Origin of the sequence: Paenibacillus sp. SAFN-117 (assembly GCF_051966115.1) — a bacterium.
Classification (GTDB): domain Bacteria; phylum Bacillota; class Bacilli; order Paenibacillales; family NBRC-103111; genus Paenibacillus_L; species Paenibacillus_L residui.
The window spans coordinates 1-18,895 of the sequence record NZ_JBQCLK010000034.1; the positions used below are offsets into that span (position 1 = coordinate 1).

15 protein-coding genes are annotated in these 18,895 nt (G+C 51.2%); 4 read left to right on the top strand and 11 right to left on the bottom strand.

Annotated elements, in window-relative coordinates; translation table 11 throughout:
• Positions 1 to 158 precede the first annotated feature (158 nt).
• From ACTHRH_RS19840 to ACTHRH_RS19855, 4 genes are all read left to right on the top strand, one after another.
• The gene (locus tag ACTHRH_RS19840; RefSeq protein WP_379286544.1) at positions 159 to 713 is read left to right on the top strand and encodes a MarR family transcriptional regulator; all 555 of its coding nucleotides are present in this window, start codon (positions 159 to 161) and stop codon (positions 711 to 713) included.
• Between the two features lie 273 nt (positions 714 to 986).
• The gene (locus ACTHRH_RS19845; RefSeq protein WP_440417273.1) at positions 987 to 1,385 is read left to right on the top strand and encodes a MerR family transcriptional regulator; all 399 of its coding nucleotides are present in this window, start codon (positions 987 to 989) and stop codon (positions 1,383 to 1,385) included.
• A 56-nt stretch (positions 1,386 to 1,441) separates the two neighbouring features.
• On the top strand, positions 1,442 to 2,560 hold the full coding sequence (locus tag ACTHRH_RS19850) for an NADH:flavin oxidoreductase (RefSeq protein ID WP_379286540.1): 1,119 nt from the start codon (positions 1,442 to 1,444) through the stop codon (positions 2,558 to 2,560).
• 210 nt (positions 2,561 to 2,770) lie between these two features.
• Positions 2,771 to 3,352, top strand: coding sequence for a hypothetical protein (locus ACTHRH_RS19855; RefSeq protein ID WP_440417275.1), 582 nt, complete (start codon positions 2,771 to 2,773; stop codon positions 3,350 to 3,352).
• A 21-nt stretch (positions 3,353 to 3,373) separates the two neighbouring features.
• Here the strand turns inward: ACTHRH_RS19855 and ACTHRH_RS19860 are convergent, their stop codons facing one another.
• From ACTHRH_RS19860 to ACTHRH_RS19910, 11 genes are all read right to left on the bottom strand, one after another.
• The gene (locus ACTHRH_RS19860; protein WP_440417277.1) at positions 3,374 to 4,300 is read right to left on the bottom strand and encodes a lysophospholipase; all 927 of its coding nucleotides are present in this window, start codon (positions 4,298 to 4,300) and stop codon (positions 3,374 to 3,376) included.
• 243 nt (positions 4,301 to 4,543) lie between these two features.
• A complete protein-coding gene (locus ACTHRH_RS19865) occupies positions 4,544 to 5,305 on the bottom strand; it encodes a class I SAM-dependent methyltransferase (RefSeq protein WP_379286534.1) in 762 nt (253 codons plus the stop codon).
• Positions 5,306 to 5,492: 187 nt separating this feature from the next.
• On the bottom strand, positions 5,493 to 7,262 hold the full coding sequence (gene cydC, locus ACTHRH_RS19870) for a thiol reductant ABC exporter subunit CydC (RefSeq protein WP_440417279.1): 1,770 nt from the start codon (positions 7,260 to 7,262) through the stop codon (positions 5,493 to 5,495).
• Positions 7,259 to 9,001 (bottom strand): thiol reductant ABC exporter subunit CydD, encoded by a 1,743-nt coding sequence (gene cydD / locus ACTHRH_RS19875; protein ID WP_440417281.1) that lies wholly within the window; start codon positions 8,999 to 9,001, stop codon positions 7,259 to 7,261. Before cydD ends, cydC begins: the two co-directional genes overlap by 4 nt.
• Entirely contained in the window at positions 9,001 to 10,017 is a 1,017-nt protein-coding gene (cydB, locus tag ACTHRH_RS19880; protein WP_440417283.1) for a cytochrome d ubiquinol oxidase subunit II, read from the bottom strand. Before cydB ends, cydD begins: the two co-directional genes overlap by 1 nt.
• Positions 10,001 to 11,407: a cytochrome ubiquinol oxidase subunit I gene (locus ACTHRH_RS19885; protein ID WP_440417285.1), complete on the bottom strand. Its 1,407-nt coding sequence runs from the start codon at positions 11,405 to 11,407 to the stop codon at positions 10,001 to 10,003. The genes cydB and ACTHRH_RS19885 overlap by 17 nt, the downstream gene beginning before the upstream one ends.
• 380 nt (positions 11,408 to 11,787) lie before the next feature.
• Positions 11,788 to 14,067, bottom strand: a complete 2,280-nt coding sequence (locus ACTHRH_RS19890) for a hypothetical protein (protein ID WP_440417287.1) — start codon at positions 14,065 to 14,067, stop codon at positions 11,788 to 11,790.
• Positions 14,068 to 14,100: 33 nt separating this feature from the next.
• The gene (locus ACTHRH_RS19895) at positions 14,101 to 14,382 is read right to left on the bottom strand and encodes a hypothetical protein (protein ID WP_440417289.1); all 282 of its coding nucleotides are present in this window, start codon (positions 14,380 to 14,382) and stop codon (positions 14,101 to 14,103) included.
• A 129-nt stretch (positions 14,383 to 14,511) separates the two neighbouring features.
• On the bottom strand, positions 14,512 to 15,426 hold the full coding sequence (locus ACTHRH_RS19900) for an ABC transporter permease (RefSeq protein ID WP_379286522.1): 915 nt from the start codon (positions 15,424 to 15,426) through the stop codon (positions 14,512 to 14,514).
• A gap of 95 nt (positions 15,427 to 15,521) precedes the next feature.
• Entirely contained in the window at positions 15,522 to 17,003 is a 1,482-nt protein-coding gene (locus tag ACTHRH_RS19905; protein ID WP_379286520.1) for a response regulator transcription factor, read from the bottom strand.
• Positions 16,981 to 18,768 (bottom strand): cache domain-containing sensor histidine kinase, encoded by a 1,788-nt coding sequence (locus ACTHRH_RS19910; protein ID WP_440417292.1) that lies wholly within the window; start codon positions 18,766 to 18,768, stop codon positions 16,981 to 16,983. The genes ACTHRH_RS19905 and ACTHRH_RS19910 overlap by 23 nt, the downstream gene beginning before the upstream one ends.
• Between the last annotated feature and the right edge of the window lie 127 nt (positions 18,769 to 18,895).

Sequence of the window (18,895 nt, forward strand, 5' to 3'; positions counted from 1 at the left end):
ACAAAATACAGTTAGACGTGCCGCTCCGCTTGCAACGATGCCTGCAGACGGTAAAATAGACGGATTTTCAAGGTAGTCTCCCTTTTTCGCTCTCAAGGAGCAAACTAACTGTAGGGAATCCATCCACTTAAACGTAATACTTTAAAGGAGATAATTCCATGACTCACACAGCAGATAACCGTGCTCACTTGGAGAACAAACAGGACAGCGCAGCCTTGATTGAAACGATCATGGGACTGGTCGGTCAAATCAAACAGAGGGCGGAAGCCGAGGATGATGAAGAGAGACAGTGGATGGTACAGAACTGCGGCAATCCTGCCGCTACCGAGCTGCTGCAGGATATGACGCTTATGGAGCTGCACGTGCTCGATGCCGTTGGTCAGTTAGAGCCGGTGAATGGCATCACCATTTCGAAGCATTTCGGGATATTCAAGGGAACGGTATCCAAAATTACACGGAGACTGGCCGCCAAAAATTTAATCCGGAAGGAATTCCTCCCCCACAATAAAAAGGAAATCCTGTTCAAGACGACCCCCCTCGGAAAGGAGATTTTTCATCTCCATCAGGCTCTGCATAGACAGATGAAAATCGGCGTCGTCCAATTTCTGCAGAAATACGACGACCAGGAGCTTCAATTTCTTGCCCGGGTCCTTCGGGAAGCCCTCGAAACCTCATGGGTTCGCCCGGAATCGCAAAATCAGATGAACGAGTGAGCGTACTATTTAGGCAAGGCGGGAAATGACTCATGCTCCCCGTCGCAGGGCGGGGCACTACACCTTGAGTCAAGTGGAGACTGCATTAACCTCCGAGTCCCCCCAACCCCTTTCTTCCTCTTTGCAGCCTGCAGGACGAACCTCCATTCTCTTTCGTTAGGGCCCGCCTCCCCTCCCTTCCACGCCTCGTACTTTTTTTCAATAGGTTATTGACCCTCACACGATGTCATCCTTTAATCTATGGATAAGCTAATCAGAAAGGAAGAGATACCAGTGCTAATTAGCGAATTGTCCGATAAAACCGGGGTCAGTATCCGGTCCCTTCGTTATTACGAGGAAAAAGAGCTCATAGCTCCGCAGCGCCTGGAGAACGGATACCGGGAATATGATGATACGGACATAGAAAGGGTGAAGATGATTCAGCTATTTCTTGATCTCGGACTTCGTACTGACGAGATCGCCCCTATCCTGGCCTGCAGTTCAGGGATCCCCTCCGCGGTAACCCGCCACGCTGACGCACCGGCCGCCTGCGCTTCCGAAGCGATTGACTTATACGAAGGCAAGCTGAGGGATACCCGGAAACAAATCGCGGCTTTGAAGGAAGCCGAGGCCAAATTGGAAGAACTTCTCGCTTTCTGGAAGAAATTTAAACGCCAAGGGAAGGTTAAATAAGGGTCCGTTAAAAACGAGAAGAAGTAATATCGAATGCAGACATTTCCATAAAGAAGATGGAGGGAATCCTATTGGATATTAGTAGCGCGTTGTTTCAACCTTTCAGCATCGGAAGCTTGACCCTTCCGAACCGGATCGTCATGGCTCCGATGACTCGGGCCTTCTCCCCTGACGGAGTACCGGGACCGAATGTAGCGGCTTATTACCGCAGGCGGGCGGAGAACGGTGTCGGGCTTATCGTCACGGAAGGCACCTTGATCAACCACCCGGCGGCGGGAAGCCATCCCGACTGGCCCAATATTCACGGCGAAGACGCCCTGCAAGGCTGGTCCAAAGTTGTGGATGCCGTTCACAAGGCAGGCGGACGCATTATACCGCAGCTATGGCACATTGGCATGATGCGCAATATCGGCGACCCGCCGAATCCGGAAGTTCGGCCGATCGGACCGTCCGGATTATCGTTATCGGGCGTTCAAGTCACAGAACCGATGAGCGATTCCGAAATCTCCGCGGTTATTGACGCTTACGCTCAAGGGGCGGCCAACGCGCAGCGGCTTGGCTTCGACGGATTGGAGATTCATGGAGCCCATGGCTATCTTATCGATCAATTTTTGTGGGAGAACACCAACCGGCGCACGGACCGTTATGGAGGCGACCTGGTCCGGCGGACCCGCTTCGCCGCGGAAGTTGTAGCAGCGTGCCGCCGTGCGGTGGGACCCGGCTTTCCTATCGTCTTCCGATTCTCCCAGTGGAAAACGGGACATTATACCGTCAAGCTGGCTGAGAACCCCGATCAGCTGGCCAAGCTGTTAGCGCCTCTTACAGATGCCGGTGTCGATATGTTCCATTGTTCCACACGCCGTTACTGGGAACCGGAATTCGAAGGCTCACCGCTCAACCTCGCTGGCTGGACCAAGAAGCTGACCGGCAAGCCTACCATTACGGTCGGCTCCGTCGGTCTGGACGGAGATGTGGTGAGCAGCCTCAGTGAAGGCAAGGGAGCCCAAGCCACTCATATCCAGCTTCTTATGGAGCGATTGGAGAACGAAGAGTTCGACCTAGTCGCTGTTGGCCGCGCTTTGCTCGCTGATCCGGAGTGGGCGGCGAAAATTCGCGAAGGCCGACTGAGCGAGCTCATTCCCTATACACCGGAGGCATTGAATACCCTGGTTTAGAAGGTTCGCTAGCAATAATGTTGGAGAAGGCGATATGGGATTCATTAAGCTATAAAAAAGTAATATGGAAAAGGAACATATAGAAACAGGAGCACCCTTGCGCTGCCAATGGGTGCTCTCTTCATGAAAAACAATCCCGCCGTGATTCATTTCAAATAACAAGTCTATCCAACTATTGTGGTATGATGAAAAAATATGGAGGTGTAATCTATGCCCTACGAGGAGCTAAACGAAAAAATACGCAATGAAGCAAATGATCTGCTAAATGCGTTGGGACTAATGAAGATTTTGAATCAATATGGACAACCTTGTGTCCACGGCAGTTATTCATTAAATTTAATGACTTGGAGAGATTTAGATATATATCTTGAGGATAATGAAATGAGCGTATTCAAGTTCTTTGACCTGGGTAAGGACTTGGCTCATAGTTTAAATCCTTCCAAGATGAATTACCGCAATGAATGGAATGGTGCGTCCCCGCATTTGCCAAGGGGGCTTTATTGGGGAATATATACCACCATATTAAATAATGACTGGAAGATAGATGTATGGGCGCTTGAATCAACACAATTTAAACAAAAGCAAGAACAATTTGCCGCGCTGCAATCAAAGGTCAACGAAACAAACAGGCCAATTATACTGGCACTTAAGAACTACCTTCACCGACATCCCGACTATCGGAAAAAATTTTTCAGCGTAGATATTTATGAAGCTGTATTCGAAGGTATAAAATCAACGGAACAATTCTCGTTATGGCTCGAAAACAATAGAGGATTAAAATACTTATTCTGACTAACCCCCCAGGCTAAGGGGTTATTTGATCTTGATATTCGCCATCCACCCCAGGATGTCCCCATAAACTTCTTCCCGGCCGATTTCATTCAAGATTTCATGCCGCATTCCGTCGTACAATTTCATTTCAATATTGGTTAAACCGGCGCTCCGGTAAGAGTCATAGGCCCGCTTTACCGTCTTTCCGAATTGGCCGACAGGGTCATCCTTGCCGGAGATTAAATAAATCGGCAAATCACCGGGAGTCCGCCGGATGTTGACCGGGTCGGTAATAAATAACAGGCCGTCGAACATGTCACGAAAGCCGCCGGCCGTGAACACAAATCCGCAAAGCTCATCCTGAAGGAACAAGTCCACTTCCGTCTGGTCCCGCGATAACCAGTCCTGCCTGGACCGCGCCGGCTCGAACCTTCTGTTGAAGGAAGCGTATGTCAGCTTATACAGCAGCATACTGCGATGTTTAATGCCCTTCCTCCGGATTTCCCGTTCAGCGAGAAATCTGCCCGCCCTCAGAGAAAGCCTGTCATAATGGGCGGATCCGCTAAGAATCAATCCCGCCAGCTCCCGGCCGAACAGCATCGCATAATGGCGCGCTAGGAACGAGCCCATGCTGTGGCCAAACAGGACGATGTTCTTATCGGGATACTCTTCGCGAATAAGCTCCGTCACCTTGTGCACATCATCGACCATCCCGCTCCAGCCGTCCTTCTCCCCGAAATACCCCAGATCCTCCTTCCGGGATACCGACCGGCCGTGTCCCCTCAGGTCACCGGCATAGACAGCCCATCCATGCTCCGTAAGGTAACGGGCGAAGCGCTCATATCGGTTCGCGTGCTCACACGACCCGTGAACCACCTGAACGATCCCGCAGGTCTTCTCCCCTTCATCAGGCTCCCATTTGTATACGTGTATGTTCTTGTCCGTCCATTGAATTTGTGAGCTTCTCATCATAATCTCCCCGGATTGGATTGGACCGGAGCCTGGTACCGCCGGTTTACCGGCTGTATGGTCAGCCTTTGTGCTCCCCGGCTGCTTCAAGCTCCGGCCACTGCCGTAATAATGTCTTTGGCAACATAGTAACACGATCTTGAGCCCTGCGCCAGAGCCCGGATGAAGCGGAGTATTACTTCCTTAGAAATTCAAACGCCGCCCTCGGGATATCTCCGAACGGCGGCGTTCATACAAGACTAGTCACTGCCTCTTCTCTGCTTCAAAGGTGATAATTTCTCCGGGATCGGTCGGGTATTTGCCGTGGACATAACCGGAGGAGCAAGTGATGTTCGTGAAACCAAGACCTTCCAGAAGCAGCCGGAATTCCTCTACCCCGTACCATCTTAACCCGAACTCCTGCAGCTCGGTATCTATCAGCTTCCCGTCTTTCCATTTTTCGTACTTTAAAATGCTATTCGTTCGCTGGTTAACCCAATCGATCGCAATCGATTTGCTTTCCAGGGTGATTCCTTCTCCATGGGGCAGAGCGAAAACCTTGGTTGCAATCTCTCCCTCTTTAAAATCATGGGGAAGCAGCAGATCCACAATGATGCGGCCGCCGGCTTCCAAATGGTTGAGAAAGTTTTGCAATACCCGGATCGAATCCTCTCTGTTCTCTATCAAACAGAAGGAGCCGGTCGGCATAATGATAGCTTTATATTTATGCGGGAGCTGAAAGCTTTCAAGCCTCATTTCATATAATTCCGGAGCCAAGCCCCGTTCCTTGCAGCGTTCCCGGCAGGAGTGCAGCATGTCCGCCGAGTAATCTATTCCGTCCACGACGAATCCCTTCTCCAGAAGCGGGATCAGAACTCTACCCGATCCGACCCCGGCTTCCAGCACTCTGCCGCCCAGGTTTTGCAAGCGACTGGTATAATATTCAATGTCGCCGGAGATAGACTTGCCGACCGGCTTGGTGAAATCATAGAGTTCTGTGCTCAATTTTCCATAATAACTAAACATGTGATATTACCTCCCGATAATCATAGCGGAAAATCCACTATCCCGATACTTTCCATAGTTACCAACTCTAACCCGTGCATTATACTACATCCTCATGAGGAGTTGTTGGAAAAAATAGTTTTAAACAATTTCCCCCTCAGGTCAACTTCATTTCGCGCTTGGCCGGTACTCCGTTCCAAGCCGGCGGTTAACCGGCAGGGTAGTCCAGATGGTGCAGCTGCCGGTAATGGGCATTCCGTGCCATTAATTCGGCGTGCGGGCCGCTCATCGTAATTTTTCCGTTTTCGAGGAAAATCACCTTATCCATCTGATGTACACCCAGCAGGTGATGCGTTATCCACAGGAGCGTTTTCCCCTGCAGCGCATCGAATATGGTGGCCAGCAGGCTTTGTTCGGTCTTCGGATCGAGCCCTACCGTCGGCTCATCCAGAAGGACGACCGGCGTATTCTGCAGCAGGATACGGGCCAGGGCAATCCGCTGCCTCTCCCCGCCGGAGAACCGCTGTCCAGCTTCCAGCATAGGGGTGGCATAGCCTGCAGGCAAGGATTCAATCAGCATGTCCAGCCCGACCAGGCGGGACACGTGCCGAACCTCGTCCTCCGCTGCATCCGGTCTGCCGAGCCTAATATTATTCGCCACCGACGTATCGAACAGGTACGGGCTCTGGTTCAGCATCGCCATCACTTCAGGAATATGCTCGCCGAACCGGTCTGCACTCACCCCGTTAATGGTCACCCGGCCGCTCTCCGGCGTAATTGCTCCCTGAATCAGCTTCAGCAGGGTAGATTTCCCGGCCCCGCTCCGCCCCAGAACCGCCATCTTGGCTCCTTGCGGGATATGGAGGGAAATCCCGTTCAGCACCCGATCCGCTGCGCCATCGTACCGGAAACGGACCTGATCCAAGCGGATGTCCGCGTGCTGCCGTGCCTGCCGCAGTGCTTCTTCCGGAATGGATGGCTCGGGCACCAGCCCCCGGGGAGCAGCCTCTCCCGCCTGCACCGGCGACGGATCGCTCAGTCCTGCCAGCCTTGCCCTGGAATCCTGGTACTCGGGAATTTTCTCTACAGCCTCAGAAGCGGGCAAGTAGACATCCATCAATGGAAACACGACGAGCACGAAGGCCGCGATCCAGACAGCGGGAATATCCCCGCGGACGGTCAGCTGCTCCGACCAGCAGATCATGGACACCACAGCGATGCCGACCACACATTGCCCGATCAAAAATCGCCATCTGCCCCAGCTTTTCAGCTCGCTGTCGATGGCAGCCACCTTCCGTTCATCGTTCTCGTACGAACCGACGAATTGCTGTGCCCTTCCGCTGATGACCCAGTCGTTGATGCCCAGGACGGCATCGGTCAGCTTCTGATACAGCCCTTGGCGTTCCTTCTTCATCCTCCGGTATTTCTTCCTGGTCAGCCATAGGGACAAGCCCGGCAGAATAAACACAAGAATACCGACATATCCTCCCATAAGCAGCGCATAGGACAGGTCAAAGCAGCCTAAGGCGGCTATCCATAGTCCGTACATAATTACGGCCGTAAGCATCGGGAATACCGTGCGGAGATATACATTTTGCAAGTGCTCGATATCGTCGGCCAGAGTGCCCAGGAGCTCGCCCGTCCGAAACCGGGAGCGGACAAACAGCGCCTGCGGTTCCAGAACCTGATACAGTCGTACGCGCATTTGGGACAAGATACGCAATACCGTATCATGGCTGACCAACCGCTCGATGTAATGGAGGGCCGCCTTGCCGATCCCGAACGTTCTGACAAGCACGATAGGCACATAGATCATCAGAACATTCTCCGGACGCAGCGCCGCCTTGGAGATGAGAAAACCGGAGGTGAACAGAAGCAGGCTGGCGCTAAGGGCGGTTAACAAGCTCAGGACGGCTATGGCCGCGATGCGTCCCGAGTAAGCCTTCGTGTAGGGACGCAACCATTCCTCCCGCTTCATAGAATCCCCTCCCGTTGCGATGCAAGCATCTGGAAATACAAGCCCTTCTGTGCGATAAGCTCTTCATGAGTGCCTGTCTCAGCCACTCTTCCTTTATCCAGCACAATGATCTGGTCCATATCCGGCATCCAGTGCAGGCGATGAGTGGCCAGGAATACGAGCCGGTCAGCAAATAAGGACAGCATCGTTTCCTTCAATTCATATTCCGTCTCTATATCGAGATGGGCGGTCGGTTCATCCAGCAGAACAATCGGCCGGTCGCTCAGGAAGGCACGGGCGAGCGCGATACGCTGCTCTTGTCCTCCGCTCAGTCTCCGCCCGCCGTTGCCGATCGCTTCATCCATTCCGTGAGGCAAGGCTTCGACCAGACGGGAAAGTCCGGCGGCAGCCACCGCGCGCTCCACCTCCTCTTGCGAAGCATCCGGCGCATAGAAGCGGACATTGTCCGCCAGAGACCGGTTGAAGATATAAGGATGCTGCGGAAGGTAGACCATCTGCTGCCGCCAGAAATCTCCGTTAAGAGCACAGACGTGATGACCGTCCAGCTCGAAATACCCGGAAGAAGGGGGCAGGAAGCCGCCCAGCACATCGATCAGCGTCGATTTGCCGGCACCGCTCTCACCGATGATGCCGATTTTTCGCATCCCCTGAAGCTTGAAGGAAACATCCTGCAAGGAATAGGGCCCTTCCGCTTCATGCCGGACATGAATCGAGGCCAGCGCCAAGGTGCTCTTGTGCGTCCATGCATAATCGGGAGGCGGGCCGGATTCCGAGGATGCTGAAGATACCGATGCTTCCCGGGTATGGCCGATGATCGCATGAATGGCTTTGCCTGCCTCCTTGCCCCGCAAGGAAGCATGGTAATCGGCCCCGATCATCCGGACCGGCAGGAAGTATTCCGGCGCCAGGATAAGAACAGTCAAGCCGACAGCCAGCGTCATATGTCCTTGAACCAGGCGCAATCCCAGACTTACCGCGACAGACGCCACGGATAGCATCGCGAAGAAGTCCAGGGCGAAGGAGGACAGAAAAGCGACACGCAGCGTGCGCAGCGTCGCTGACCGGTACTTGTCGCTCACCTGCCCGATCGTATGGCTGTGCGAGCGGCTGCGCCCGAGAAACTTCAGCGTCTCCAGCCCGCGCAGCGAATCAACGAAATGATTCGACAAGGTCCGGTACGATTTCCACTGACGGTCCATTTGCTTGCGCGCAGCCAGCCCGACCAGAATAAGAAAAGCAATGAGAATAGGCATCGTTACAACTAAAATGATGCCGGATACGCTATCCAGCAGGAAGATGTATCCGAGCAGGATAACCGGTATAACCGCCGTTCCGATCATCCGGGGCAAGATCAGCTCCAGGTAGGTGCGGAACTGGGAGACGCCCTCCAGCACAAGGGTCACCACATTCCCGGTTCCTTCCGCCCGGATTAATCTTGGCCCATGATGAAACAACCGCTCCATCAGCTTCCTGCGCATATCCGCCGCTATCGCTTGAGCAAAGCGCTGGGCCGTCTTCTGCTGCAGCAGAGACGTCATCTGCCGGCCCAGGAAGGCCAGCAGAAATACGAGCAGCGGACCTTTTTGCTCCCGCAAAGCGTGCCCTTCAAACAGCGCCGAAATAACCTCCGCCAGCCCTTTAGCCATGTATACAATAGAAATGCCTTGTATCAGGATCAGGAGCGCAAGGACGATTACGGTCCCTTTGGCCCCCTTATACCCCAGTAAATGTTTATCCATCAGTATTCCAGATGCCCCTTCTCATGAAGGCGTTTATGAAAGACAAAATAGCTCCATATTTGATAGCCCAGCACGAAGGGCAGCAGAGTGACGGCCACAATGGTCATGATTTTGAGAGAATATGCGCCGGAAGCCGCATTATGGATGGTCAGATTGAACGCGCTGTCCAGCGAGCTGATCATAACGCGCGGGAACAAACCGATAAAGACGGAAGCAACGGACAAGACAATGACCGTACCGGTCATGCCGAACGCCCACCCGTCCCTGCGTTTGGAGATGAAATAACCGGCCAGTACGAAAGCCAGCACTCCGACTACGGCAAGAGGGATTAATATGCCCCCGCGCACCGCAAAGATATCGGTCATCCAATAGGTCATGAAACCAAACACAAGGAGCAGGCCGGCCAGCGGAAACAACAGGCTCCTCGCCATCCTGCGGGCGCGTTCCTGCAGCTCGCCCATCGTGCGCAGCGTCGTGAACATCAGGCCATGCACAAGACAAAGCATGACGACCGTTATTCCGCCGGTCACCGTGTATCCGTTGACCATATCCAACCACCCGGCATTCATCTCCATATTCTGATCAATCGGCAGCCCCTTCAGAAGACTGGCGAAGACGACGCCGAACAGAAACGGAGGCAGCAGGCTGCCCAGGAAGATAACCAGGTCCCATGTTTTCTTCCAGCGTACGCTGTCCACCTTCCCCCTGAATTCGAAGGCGACGCCGCGGCCGATCAGAGCCAGCAGCACAACGACGAGCGGCATGTAAAAACCGCTGAACAGCGTGGCATACCAGTGAGGAAAGGCGGCGAACATCGCCCCGCCTGCCGTCAGCAGCCACACTTCATTCGCATCCCAGAACGGGCCGATCGAATTGATCAGCACCCTGCGTTCCCCGTCAGTCCGGGCCAGAAGCTTGGTGGATAAGCCTACTCCGAAATCGAATCCTTCCAGAAAGAAGAATCCGATAAACAAGACGGCAACCAATATAAACCAGAGCTCATTTAGAGACAGCATGATATCCCTCCCGATCGAACGGATCATAATCCCGAGATTCAACTGGCGCAGCGGCGTCAGGTCCTTGCTTGATCACCCGCAGGAACAAATACACCATGACTATGGCCAGTACGGTATAAATAGCCGAGAAAGCAATAAGCGAGAACAGAACCTCCCCGGCGGTCACACTGGGCGATATGCTGTCCTCTGTGCGCATCAGCCCGAATACGGTCCACGGCTGTCGGCCGATCTCCGTCATGATCCATCCGGATGCATTGGCAATGTGCGGCAGGAAGATCGAGAAGATCATAAGCCGCATAAAGACACGGTTTCCCTGGCCGAGCTTCTTGCGCACAGCCAAGTAGACACCGTACATGCCGAGCAAAATCATCAGCGTTCCGGCCGCCACCATGATGCGGAAGCTCCAGAACGTTGTGCGTACCGGAGGAATGTAGTTTCCGGGCCCGTAGCTCTGCTCATACTCGGCTTGAAGCTCCTTCATGCCCCTTACTTCGCCGGTAAATTTACTGTAGGACAGGAAGCTGAGCAAATATGGAATTTTCCATTCCATAGAGTTCTCCTGCTTATCCGGATCGATGGCGGCGATCACCGTCCAGGGGGCGGGGTCCTCGCTCGTCTCCCACAACCCTTCGCTGGCGGCCATTTTCATAGGCTGCGTCTGGATCAGATACTGCGCCTGCTGATGACCGAAGACAGCCACCAGAACGGAAGTAACGAGAGCAACGACAATACTGAGCTGAAACGATTTTCTGAAAAATGACGAATCGCTTTTCTTAAGCAGCTTCCAGGCACTGATCCCCGCCATCAGGAACGCGCCTGTGGCCAAAGCTCCGAATATTGTGTGCGGAAATTCCACCAGCAGTTGACCGTTCGTGATCAGAGCGAAGAAATCGTTCATCTCCGCCCTGCCGTTATTGATCGTAAAGCCGACCGGTCGCTGCATAAAGGAATTCGCGGCAAGAATCCAGAAAGCAGACATGACGGTGCCGAAGACGACAAGCCAAATGCAGGCGAGATGAACCTTCTTGGACAGCCTATCCCAGCCGAAGATCCACAGGCCGATGAACGTCGATTCCATAAAGAACGCCAGCAGCGCCTCGACCGCCAGCGGTGCGCCGAAAACATCGCCCACAAAGCGGGAATAATTCGACCAGTTCATGCCGAACTGGAACTCCTGGATAATCCCGGTAACGACTCCGACGGCAAAGTTAATCAGGAACAGCTTCCCCCAGAACTTCGCCATCTTCTTGTATTCTTCATTCCCTTTAACTACATACATGGTTTCCATGATGGCAATCAGGAAGGCCAATCCGATCGACACCGGAACGAAGAAAAAGTGAAAAATAGTCGTCGATGCGAATTGGATGCGCGACAGAATAACCATATCCATTGACGTTTCCCCCAACTCTTCTATTTGTATACCGCCTTACCCCCATTATGACCGATCCCCCTCGCCATACATGTGATGTTTGTCACACTTATTCTGACTTAAAATGACAATACAGCGAACTTTCCTAATGGCAGCGTTTTCGCCTTCTATGAGCAGAACAGCAGGCAGAGAAAAGCGAAAAAAGGCTTGAATGCTGCTCAAGCGGCCCACAACCACAATGAAGGAAAAAGCGCAAGTTTCCGAGGCTGCTCTAGCCTCAGAAATTGCGCATTTTCATAAAAGCGACGACGGAACATGAGTTATCCCCTCCTGCAAAAAAATAAAGGCTGCAGGAAAGTTACTACTCTCCTGCAGCCAAAACCGTGGGTTTTCTAAGGATTTCAACTCAACCATGAATCCGAAGCGGCACAAAACATTCCGGTCGGGAACGCAACATCTTTATAACGGACAATGCACCCGTATTCTTCTCCCGACGCGACGCAAAGCCATCCGTCTGCCGGATCGTAAGCGAGGGAGGAGATGTAATGGATACTTGCCCACTCCGTATCCATGTCGCGCAGCTCAATGTTGTCTTTAACGACACGCGGCCTGCCCAAATCGACGAAGCCGCATTCGCGCGAGAAATGAAAGACATGCCCCGCGTCCTTAGTCCCACCGTACACCCCAATGACTTCATCGTGATTCCGCTTGATGAAATTCCGCAGTTGACCGCTGGAATGCAGCCTGCCGTACACAGTCGTTCGGCGGAGGTCTGACGAGAGCGTAAACAGCATGCCGTCGTACGTTCCAAGCACAATCGTTCCGTCCCCTAGAACAGCTCCCCCTGTTATTGTCGCTCTGAAGGCCCTCCCTCTAATAGAAGGGGTTCGAATGGCGAGCGTCTCAGAGCGCATTTCGCTTATATCATAGATCCGCATTTCGTCGTTTTTGGCAGACAGTAATACACGATGTTCACTCAGCTTCACCGGTTCCGCGTCATTAGTCTCCATTCGTATATTGTGCAGCATACGGAAGCCGCCGCTGCCAAGGTCACAAACGTATACGGCTCCATCATAATCGCTGACGAGCAGCTTGTTCCCCTCCAACATGAAGTGGAGTCTCACAAGCTCGATACCTTGAGGAACCTTCAGCCTATGCCCCACTCTGTTCCGTTCGAGCTCGATAAGTACGATGCTTCCGTCTGTTGTTAGCAACGCAGCCTTGTTCTTGCCGGCATTCACACAGGATACCGGAGCGCCTTCGTCGTGGACGACCGCGATTTCCTTAGGTTCCTCACCGCTATAGTCGGATTCGATTAGATACACGCTCTCTTTACCGCTGATGGCATAAACCTTGCCGTCCATCGCATAGACATGCTTAACCGCAGTGTCCTTCCAACCCATATACTGGTGAAGCGGCAAAGTGCGAACCGTCTCAGCCGCGATATGCATAAATGCCGGACTTCCGACCCCGTTATAATCCGGTTCGGTATAAGGCCGAATCTGCACGTCTGGCGCATCTTCCCCCGGAGGCTGCAGCTTGTTTACATCAACCGCCAATACGTACGGGGAAAATTCCCCGCATACGTCGACCATGTGAAGCCAACCGTCGCGGTCGAAAAGCATCTCGCAAATGTATTGCGAATCTTTGCCGCCCGGAGTGATGAGTCCCAGATTTTCCGGCTTCCCTCCTCTTAAAATATCCCATCTGACCAGCCGAATCGGGCAATACTCGTCGTATGTTTTCAACCCGTAATACAGAACGAAGTTGTCGTCCGCAGCCAGCCCTCCGATCCCGTAAGAGTTCCTCGGTATTTGATGGCGCAGATGAACCGGACCGTGCCTGGTCACTTCCAGCGTTTCCGGATGAAGCTCGATCATTTCCCCATCCATATTATCGACCATAAACAAAGTGCCTCGGGGGGAGCGAAGTGCAAAAATAAACTGCCTTCGTTGTTTGGTTCCGTGTGGCGACATGAATCTTATCTTCAGGTCTTCGATGGCGTCCCGTTCGGGGTCGTATCTCCATATACCTCCGGTAAAAGAGCTGCCGTACAGGCGTCCCTTATCGTCCTTCGCCAGTCTGCATGAAGAATATTCTGACACCTTGCCATAATCTTTAACCTCATTCGTTTCCAGATCCAACCGGTAAAAATGTCCCCTCATATACCCGAGAAAATAATAGTATCTCGGATCGTTTCCCAACATGCCGCCATATATACTTTCCCTCGGTACGGGAATTCCTCTGACCTGCACTTCGTTCGTGTCGGGATTGACGATCATCACAATGGACCCGGGATACCCTTCCCACTGGTCTTCATAATGCTGCTCGAACATCCATTGCTTATGACCGGGAGCCGGCGCCGTGTTGTGGGTTGCCATAATGAGCCGGCCGTCCGGCAGAAAATCGATGCTCGTGTGAATTTTGCTCGGCGGCATATGCGCCGGATCGACGATCCAGACATCCGCCACATCGAAGATCAGCCGCAGCTCCCCCGTTTTCGGATAATACTCATACAGCAAAGCCGTCAACGGCTTTTCGTTCTCGCCGCATACGCTTATATAAAATCGGTCGGCGGGCGATCGTACGAAATCCCATACCGCATTATGCCCCTTCTCGTTCGGCAGCTGCGTGTACCGGGTGTGCGCTTCCGGGATCCCGGCCAATAAATTGTGTTTCATCCCCTTCTCCCCCTATAAAGGTCCGTCCATAGCTTAATTTTTGATAATCTCCAGTTCTTTTAACTGCTTTTCCGCCGAATCCAGCATCAATTGGTATTTAAACGTTGTCAGCAGTTTTTCCAGAAAATCGTCATATTCGCTTATAGAACGCTTGCCATAGATAAATTTTGCTATTTCCTCTTCCATGAAACGGTAGGCATCCGCAGGATTGTACCCGTCCGGAATGTCCAGGTACCCGTTAAAGATTTCTACACGCGGGGTATTTGCAGAAAATTCGATGGCCTCTTTCGGATATCCGGACTTCAGATATTCCATTTCGTTCCTTCCCAGCAATTGATACATGAACACGACTTCTTTCGCCCTTAATTCCGTACGAACGATTTTTCCGTTCTCTCTGTTCCAATGCCTGCCTTCTTCCCCATGTGCAACTAGCGAATTCCCTTCTTACCAAATGCCTTCCCCCCATTGCTTCGCAATCTTATTTGCTCCCAGAACAAGAATGAGCCCGATTACGGATTTGAATAAACCGACCGCCGATGCCAAGCTGTAATTCATTTGCTGGAGACCGGTACGGAACACCCAAGTATCGATAATATCTGCTACCGGATAAACTTGAATGTTATAAAAAATATAAATTTGATCGAAACCGGCGTCGAGCATATAGCCAAGTCTCATAATTAACAGCAGGACGATAACGTTACGTATTCCGGGGAGCGTAATGTGCCAGATCATTCGCAGTCTGCTCGCTCCGTCTACTCTGGCAGCCTCATAGAGAGTCGGATCGATTCCCGCCATCGCTGCCAAGTAAATAATCGCCCCCCATCCGGCATTCTGCCAAATATCCGAGCCGATCAGGATACTGCGAAACCAGTCCGTTGACTGAAGAAACGGAATCGCGTTCCAGCCCCACTCGACGATCCAGCGATTCAACAGCCCGCTGGATTGGGAAAGGAAGGCCAGCAAAATCCCATAAATAATGACCCACGACAGGAAATGAGGCATGTAGCTTATCGTCTGAATCAGATTTCTGAACCAGTTCGTCCGGCATTCGTTGAACAAAAGCGCCATCAATATGGGAGGCACCGTGCCAAACAACAGTCTGTAGAAACTGATCGTAATGGTGTTGATCAGCAGTTGGGAAAAATAGGGCGATTCATAAAATTGTTGAAAATACTTGTACCATGGATCCGCCCATGGACTGGACAGGATTCCTCTCAACATATCGTAATCTTTGAATGCTATGATCGCGCCATACATCGGAACATACTTGTAGACGACGTACCATACTAAACCAGGAATCAGCATGAAGTAAAACACTCGATGCTGCCATGCCTTTCTTGCAATGGCTCCCCCTTGCATTCATTCACCTCCCCCTGACGCTCTTTTACAAATTCATTGTATCAGCCTCCTCCTTCGCACATAATTCACAACGTTTTGAACTTGGTAGAACAATATTATGCATTTCGGCATTTCTCCGAATGCCTGTACATATTCGGGGTCATGTTCGTATATCGTTTAAATATTTTGATAAAGTAATTATCATGCAGGAACCCGACCCGTCTTCCCACTTCACTGACCGTCATATCCGTATGGTCCATGAAATGCTTGGCTTTCTCGATGCGAAGGCAATGCAAATAATCGATGAAATTGGCCCCTGTTTTTTTCTTGAACAAACTGCTCAGATAGTGCTCCTCCAGAGCAACAAATTGCGCAAGTGATTTCAGAGTGATATTGGTGTCGTAATGTTCATGTATATAATCCAGTACTTTGTTGATTTCATGATGATCGGTCATGGAAGGTTCCACCCTCCTGCCTCCTCCCATTCCATCCCTTAATCTGGCCAACAGTTTGGCGAGCAAGTCCTCGTGACTTGTACAAACGGAAAGATCGTCCGTATCCGCCTCCGAACGTTGCGCGATGCGGAACATCAATCGGCTGAACTGATTCGCCGCCTGTTTCACCACATGCATCGGAAATACTCCCCGTTCCATCCGCTCCCATATGTCTTTGATCAAGGCTTCACATTCCTCTATTCTGATTTGCTCGAAAGATCGGATCAACTTTCGCTCGATTTTCCAGGATACGAAATGACCGCTTTCTTCGGTTGTATCTCCCTGTTCGAAATAACGAAATCCTTGTTGCCCGCTATACCAAAATTCGTCCAGCTTCCGCAATGTGCTTTTCCACGCTTGCGGCAATTGCGAGCCGGGTACGGATGCACAGAGGACCATGGGGAAGGGCGCATCCCTGCCGCGAAGCGGATTCACTTTAAGCTCTTGCCGGCTCCAACAGAACATAGTGGTGTGACCGAGAGCGGAAAATTCGTGGATAACGGCATGTTTGTCTTCCTCCACCAGCCTCAATGCCTTAAAATCTTCAACCGAAAAAATACCGGTGCCATTCAGTACCGAACAGACCGAAACGAACGGCATCATTTCTCCCGCTCTATTCTCAATCGGTTTTCCCTTCTCGGGCTTAACATCCGTCACCTTCTCCCACATTTCCCGATAATATTGCCGATATTCGTAAAATAATCGAAGCGATGTTTCTCCCGCCATTCGCTTTAGCTGCTCATCCACTTTCGTTAATATATCCCGCAAGACCTCGGCATTCATGGACAGCTTCAACACATAATCAAAAGCCCCGTTATGCAGTGCCTGTCGTGCATACTCAAATTCATTCATGCAGGTCAGCATGACAAAGAGACAGGGCAGGCCTGCTTCCCTCGTCTTCTTCAAAAGGTCGATTCCATTCATGATCGGCATGACGATATCGCAAAGCACAAGATCCGGCTGATGTTCTTCTATAAACTCCAGTGCCCTTAATCCGTTGCTTGCCTCGCCGATCACCTCGAATCCGCTTGCATTCCAGTTTATATTTGACCTCAACGATCTTCTTACATGGACTTCGTCTTCAACAATTAGAATTCTCCACATGACTCAACCCTCCCAAGCTGTAAGGAATCGAAATCAGTAACGGAAACGAGAGCTTTACTTTCGTCCCCCGGGTAAGCGGAATGATCTTAATTTCCGCATCCTCTCTGAACAAAAGGCGGTATCTTTCCCGCAAGTTGGCAAGTCCGATGCCCCTTCGACCGCGTTTGAACGCGACCTGTTTCGCATATTCCAGACCGATCCCGTTGTCCTCGACTTCAATATGCAGCTTCTTATTTTCCGTATAAGCACGAACAACGATGATCCCCCCCGACTCCATCTGGTAGAACCCATGATGGATCGCATTTTCCACAAGAGTTTGCAGACCGAGCTTGGGCACCAACGCATAATCTAGGGTGGAATCCACCTCGTATACGATGTCAAACAGATTATCGTAGCGATATTTTTGAATATACACATAAGAGCCTACCAAGTCGATTTCGTCTTTCAGATAGATCAGTTCGACCTCCGAATTCAAGCCGGATTCCAACAATTTACCCAGGGATACGCAGATCTCCGCGATGGTCTCATTTTTGTCATCCAAAGCAATCCATTTGATGGAATTCAGCGTGTTTAGTAAAAAGTGGGGATTGATCTGGTTCAATAGCATCTGGGAATGAATCGCTTCCTTCTGCCGTTCTTCAATCTTCAATTGGGCCACTAAATGATTAATATCGTAAACCATTTGATTGAAGGCTTGGTGGAGCCCCAGAATCTCCCCTTTATATTGATCCTCGGGAAGATGCAGCTTCAGATTTTTGCGGACCATTTCCATCATTTTCACCTGCAGCTGCTGTAGAGGGCGAGTAATGGAAGCGGAAATAAGCAAGGTGATGACCGCGAAAATACCGAACATGATATATAACGTAACTAATACCTGATCCCGCATGGCCTTTAAATCTCCCAAAAACAAATCCAAAGGGAAAAGGTTGATAATATACCAATCAAGTGATGGAAGATATCGGATGTTAATGAGAGCATTCGTTGTTTTGTCAATGTAATAAGTGGGGAAGCCGCCTTCGCGCTGTTTGGAAATAAGCTGTTGAACGATGCCGTTTTGCAAGGGCAGCCCGTTTTTCGTCTGGGCGATGATCTGTCCGTCGGCATCCGAAATGAAGTACCTTTGACCTGTGGATATTTCCTTGGCGATGGACTTGAACCATTCTTTATAATCAAGCCGGATCCGCAACATGCCGATCGGTTCATTGTTCGCATCTTTAACTACCGAGAATAAGGTGAACAGGGGCGAACGATCCCATAATTCGTTTCTGTCTGTTTCCCTTAGCAGCAAGTGATAGGAAGTATCCTCATGCAGCAGGCGATTAAATCCCTTCTCCGGGATGACCTGATTGCCGTTCTCAGCCGATTTGGAGGAGCTGTAGTGGTTGCCGTAATTATCCGTTAGCGAATATTGCACATATGAGCTGTACTCATAGGTTTGCAGCGTGTTGAATCTTTCCTCCAGCATACTGATTCTCTCCACTCGCTCGTATTGCGAAGGTGTTTTCAAGATGGCCATGACGTTGTTATCATTCTCCAAGGTCAGCATGGACAGGATGATGTTGCTTTTCATCATTTCGAACGATTGCGCGATTTGTTCCAACTGGTTTTCATTTAGCTCGCTGATTCGATATTCAATCAAGCTTTCCAGCTTGTTGAACTGATAGATTTGAATGCCCCCAATAGGGATCAGTACGAACAGGATAAATGCATAAAAGAAACGATACTTCAACTTGGCAGGAGTTATCCGGTTTATAAAACGCTTCACAGCATGCATCACATCACCAATTTTCCTTCCTTTGTAATTATCGCTATTTTATTACTTTATCCCGACCGTTTCCATCATCCGCGCTGATAGAAAGTTGACAAAAGCCGCTCTCCGAATAGGAGGCGAC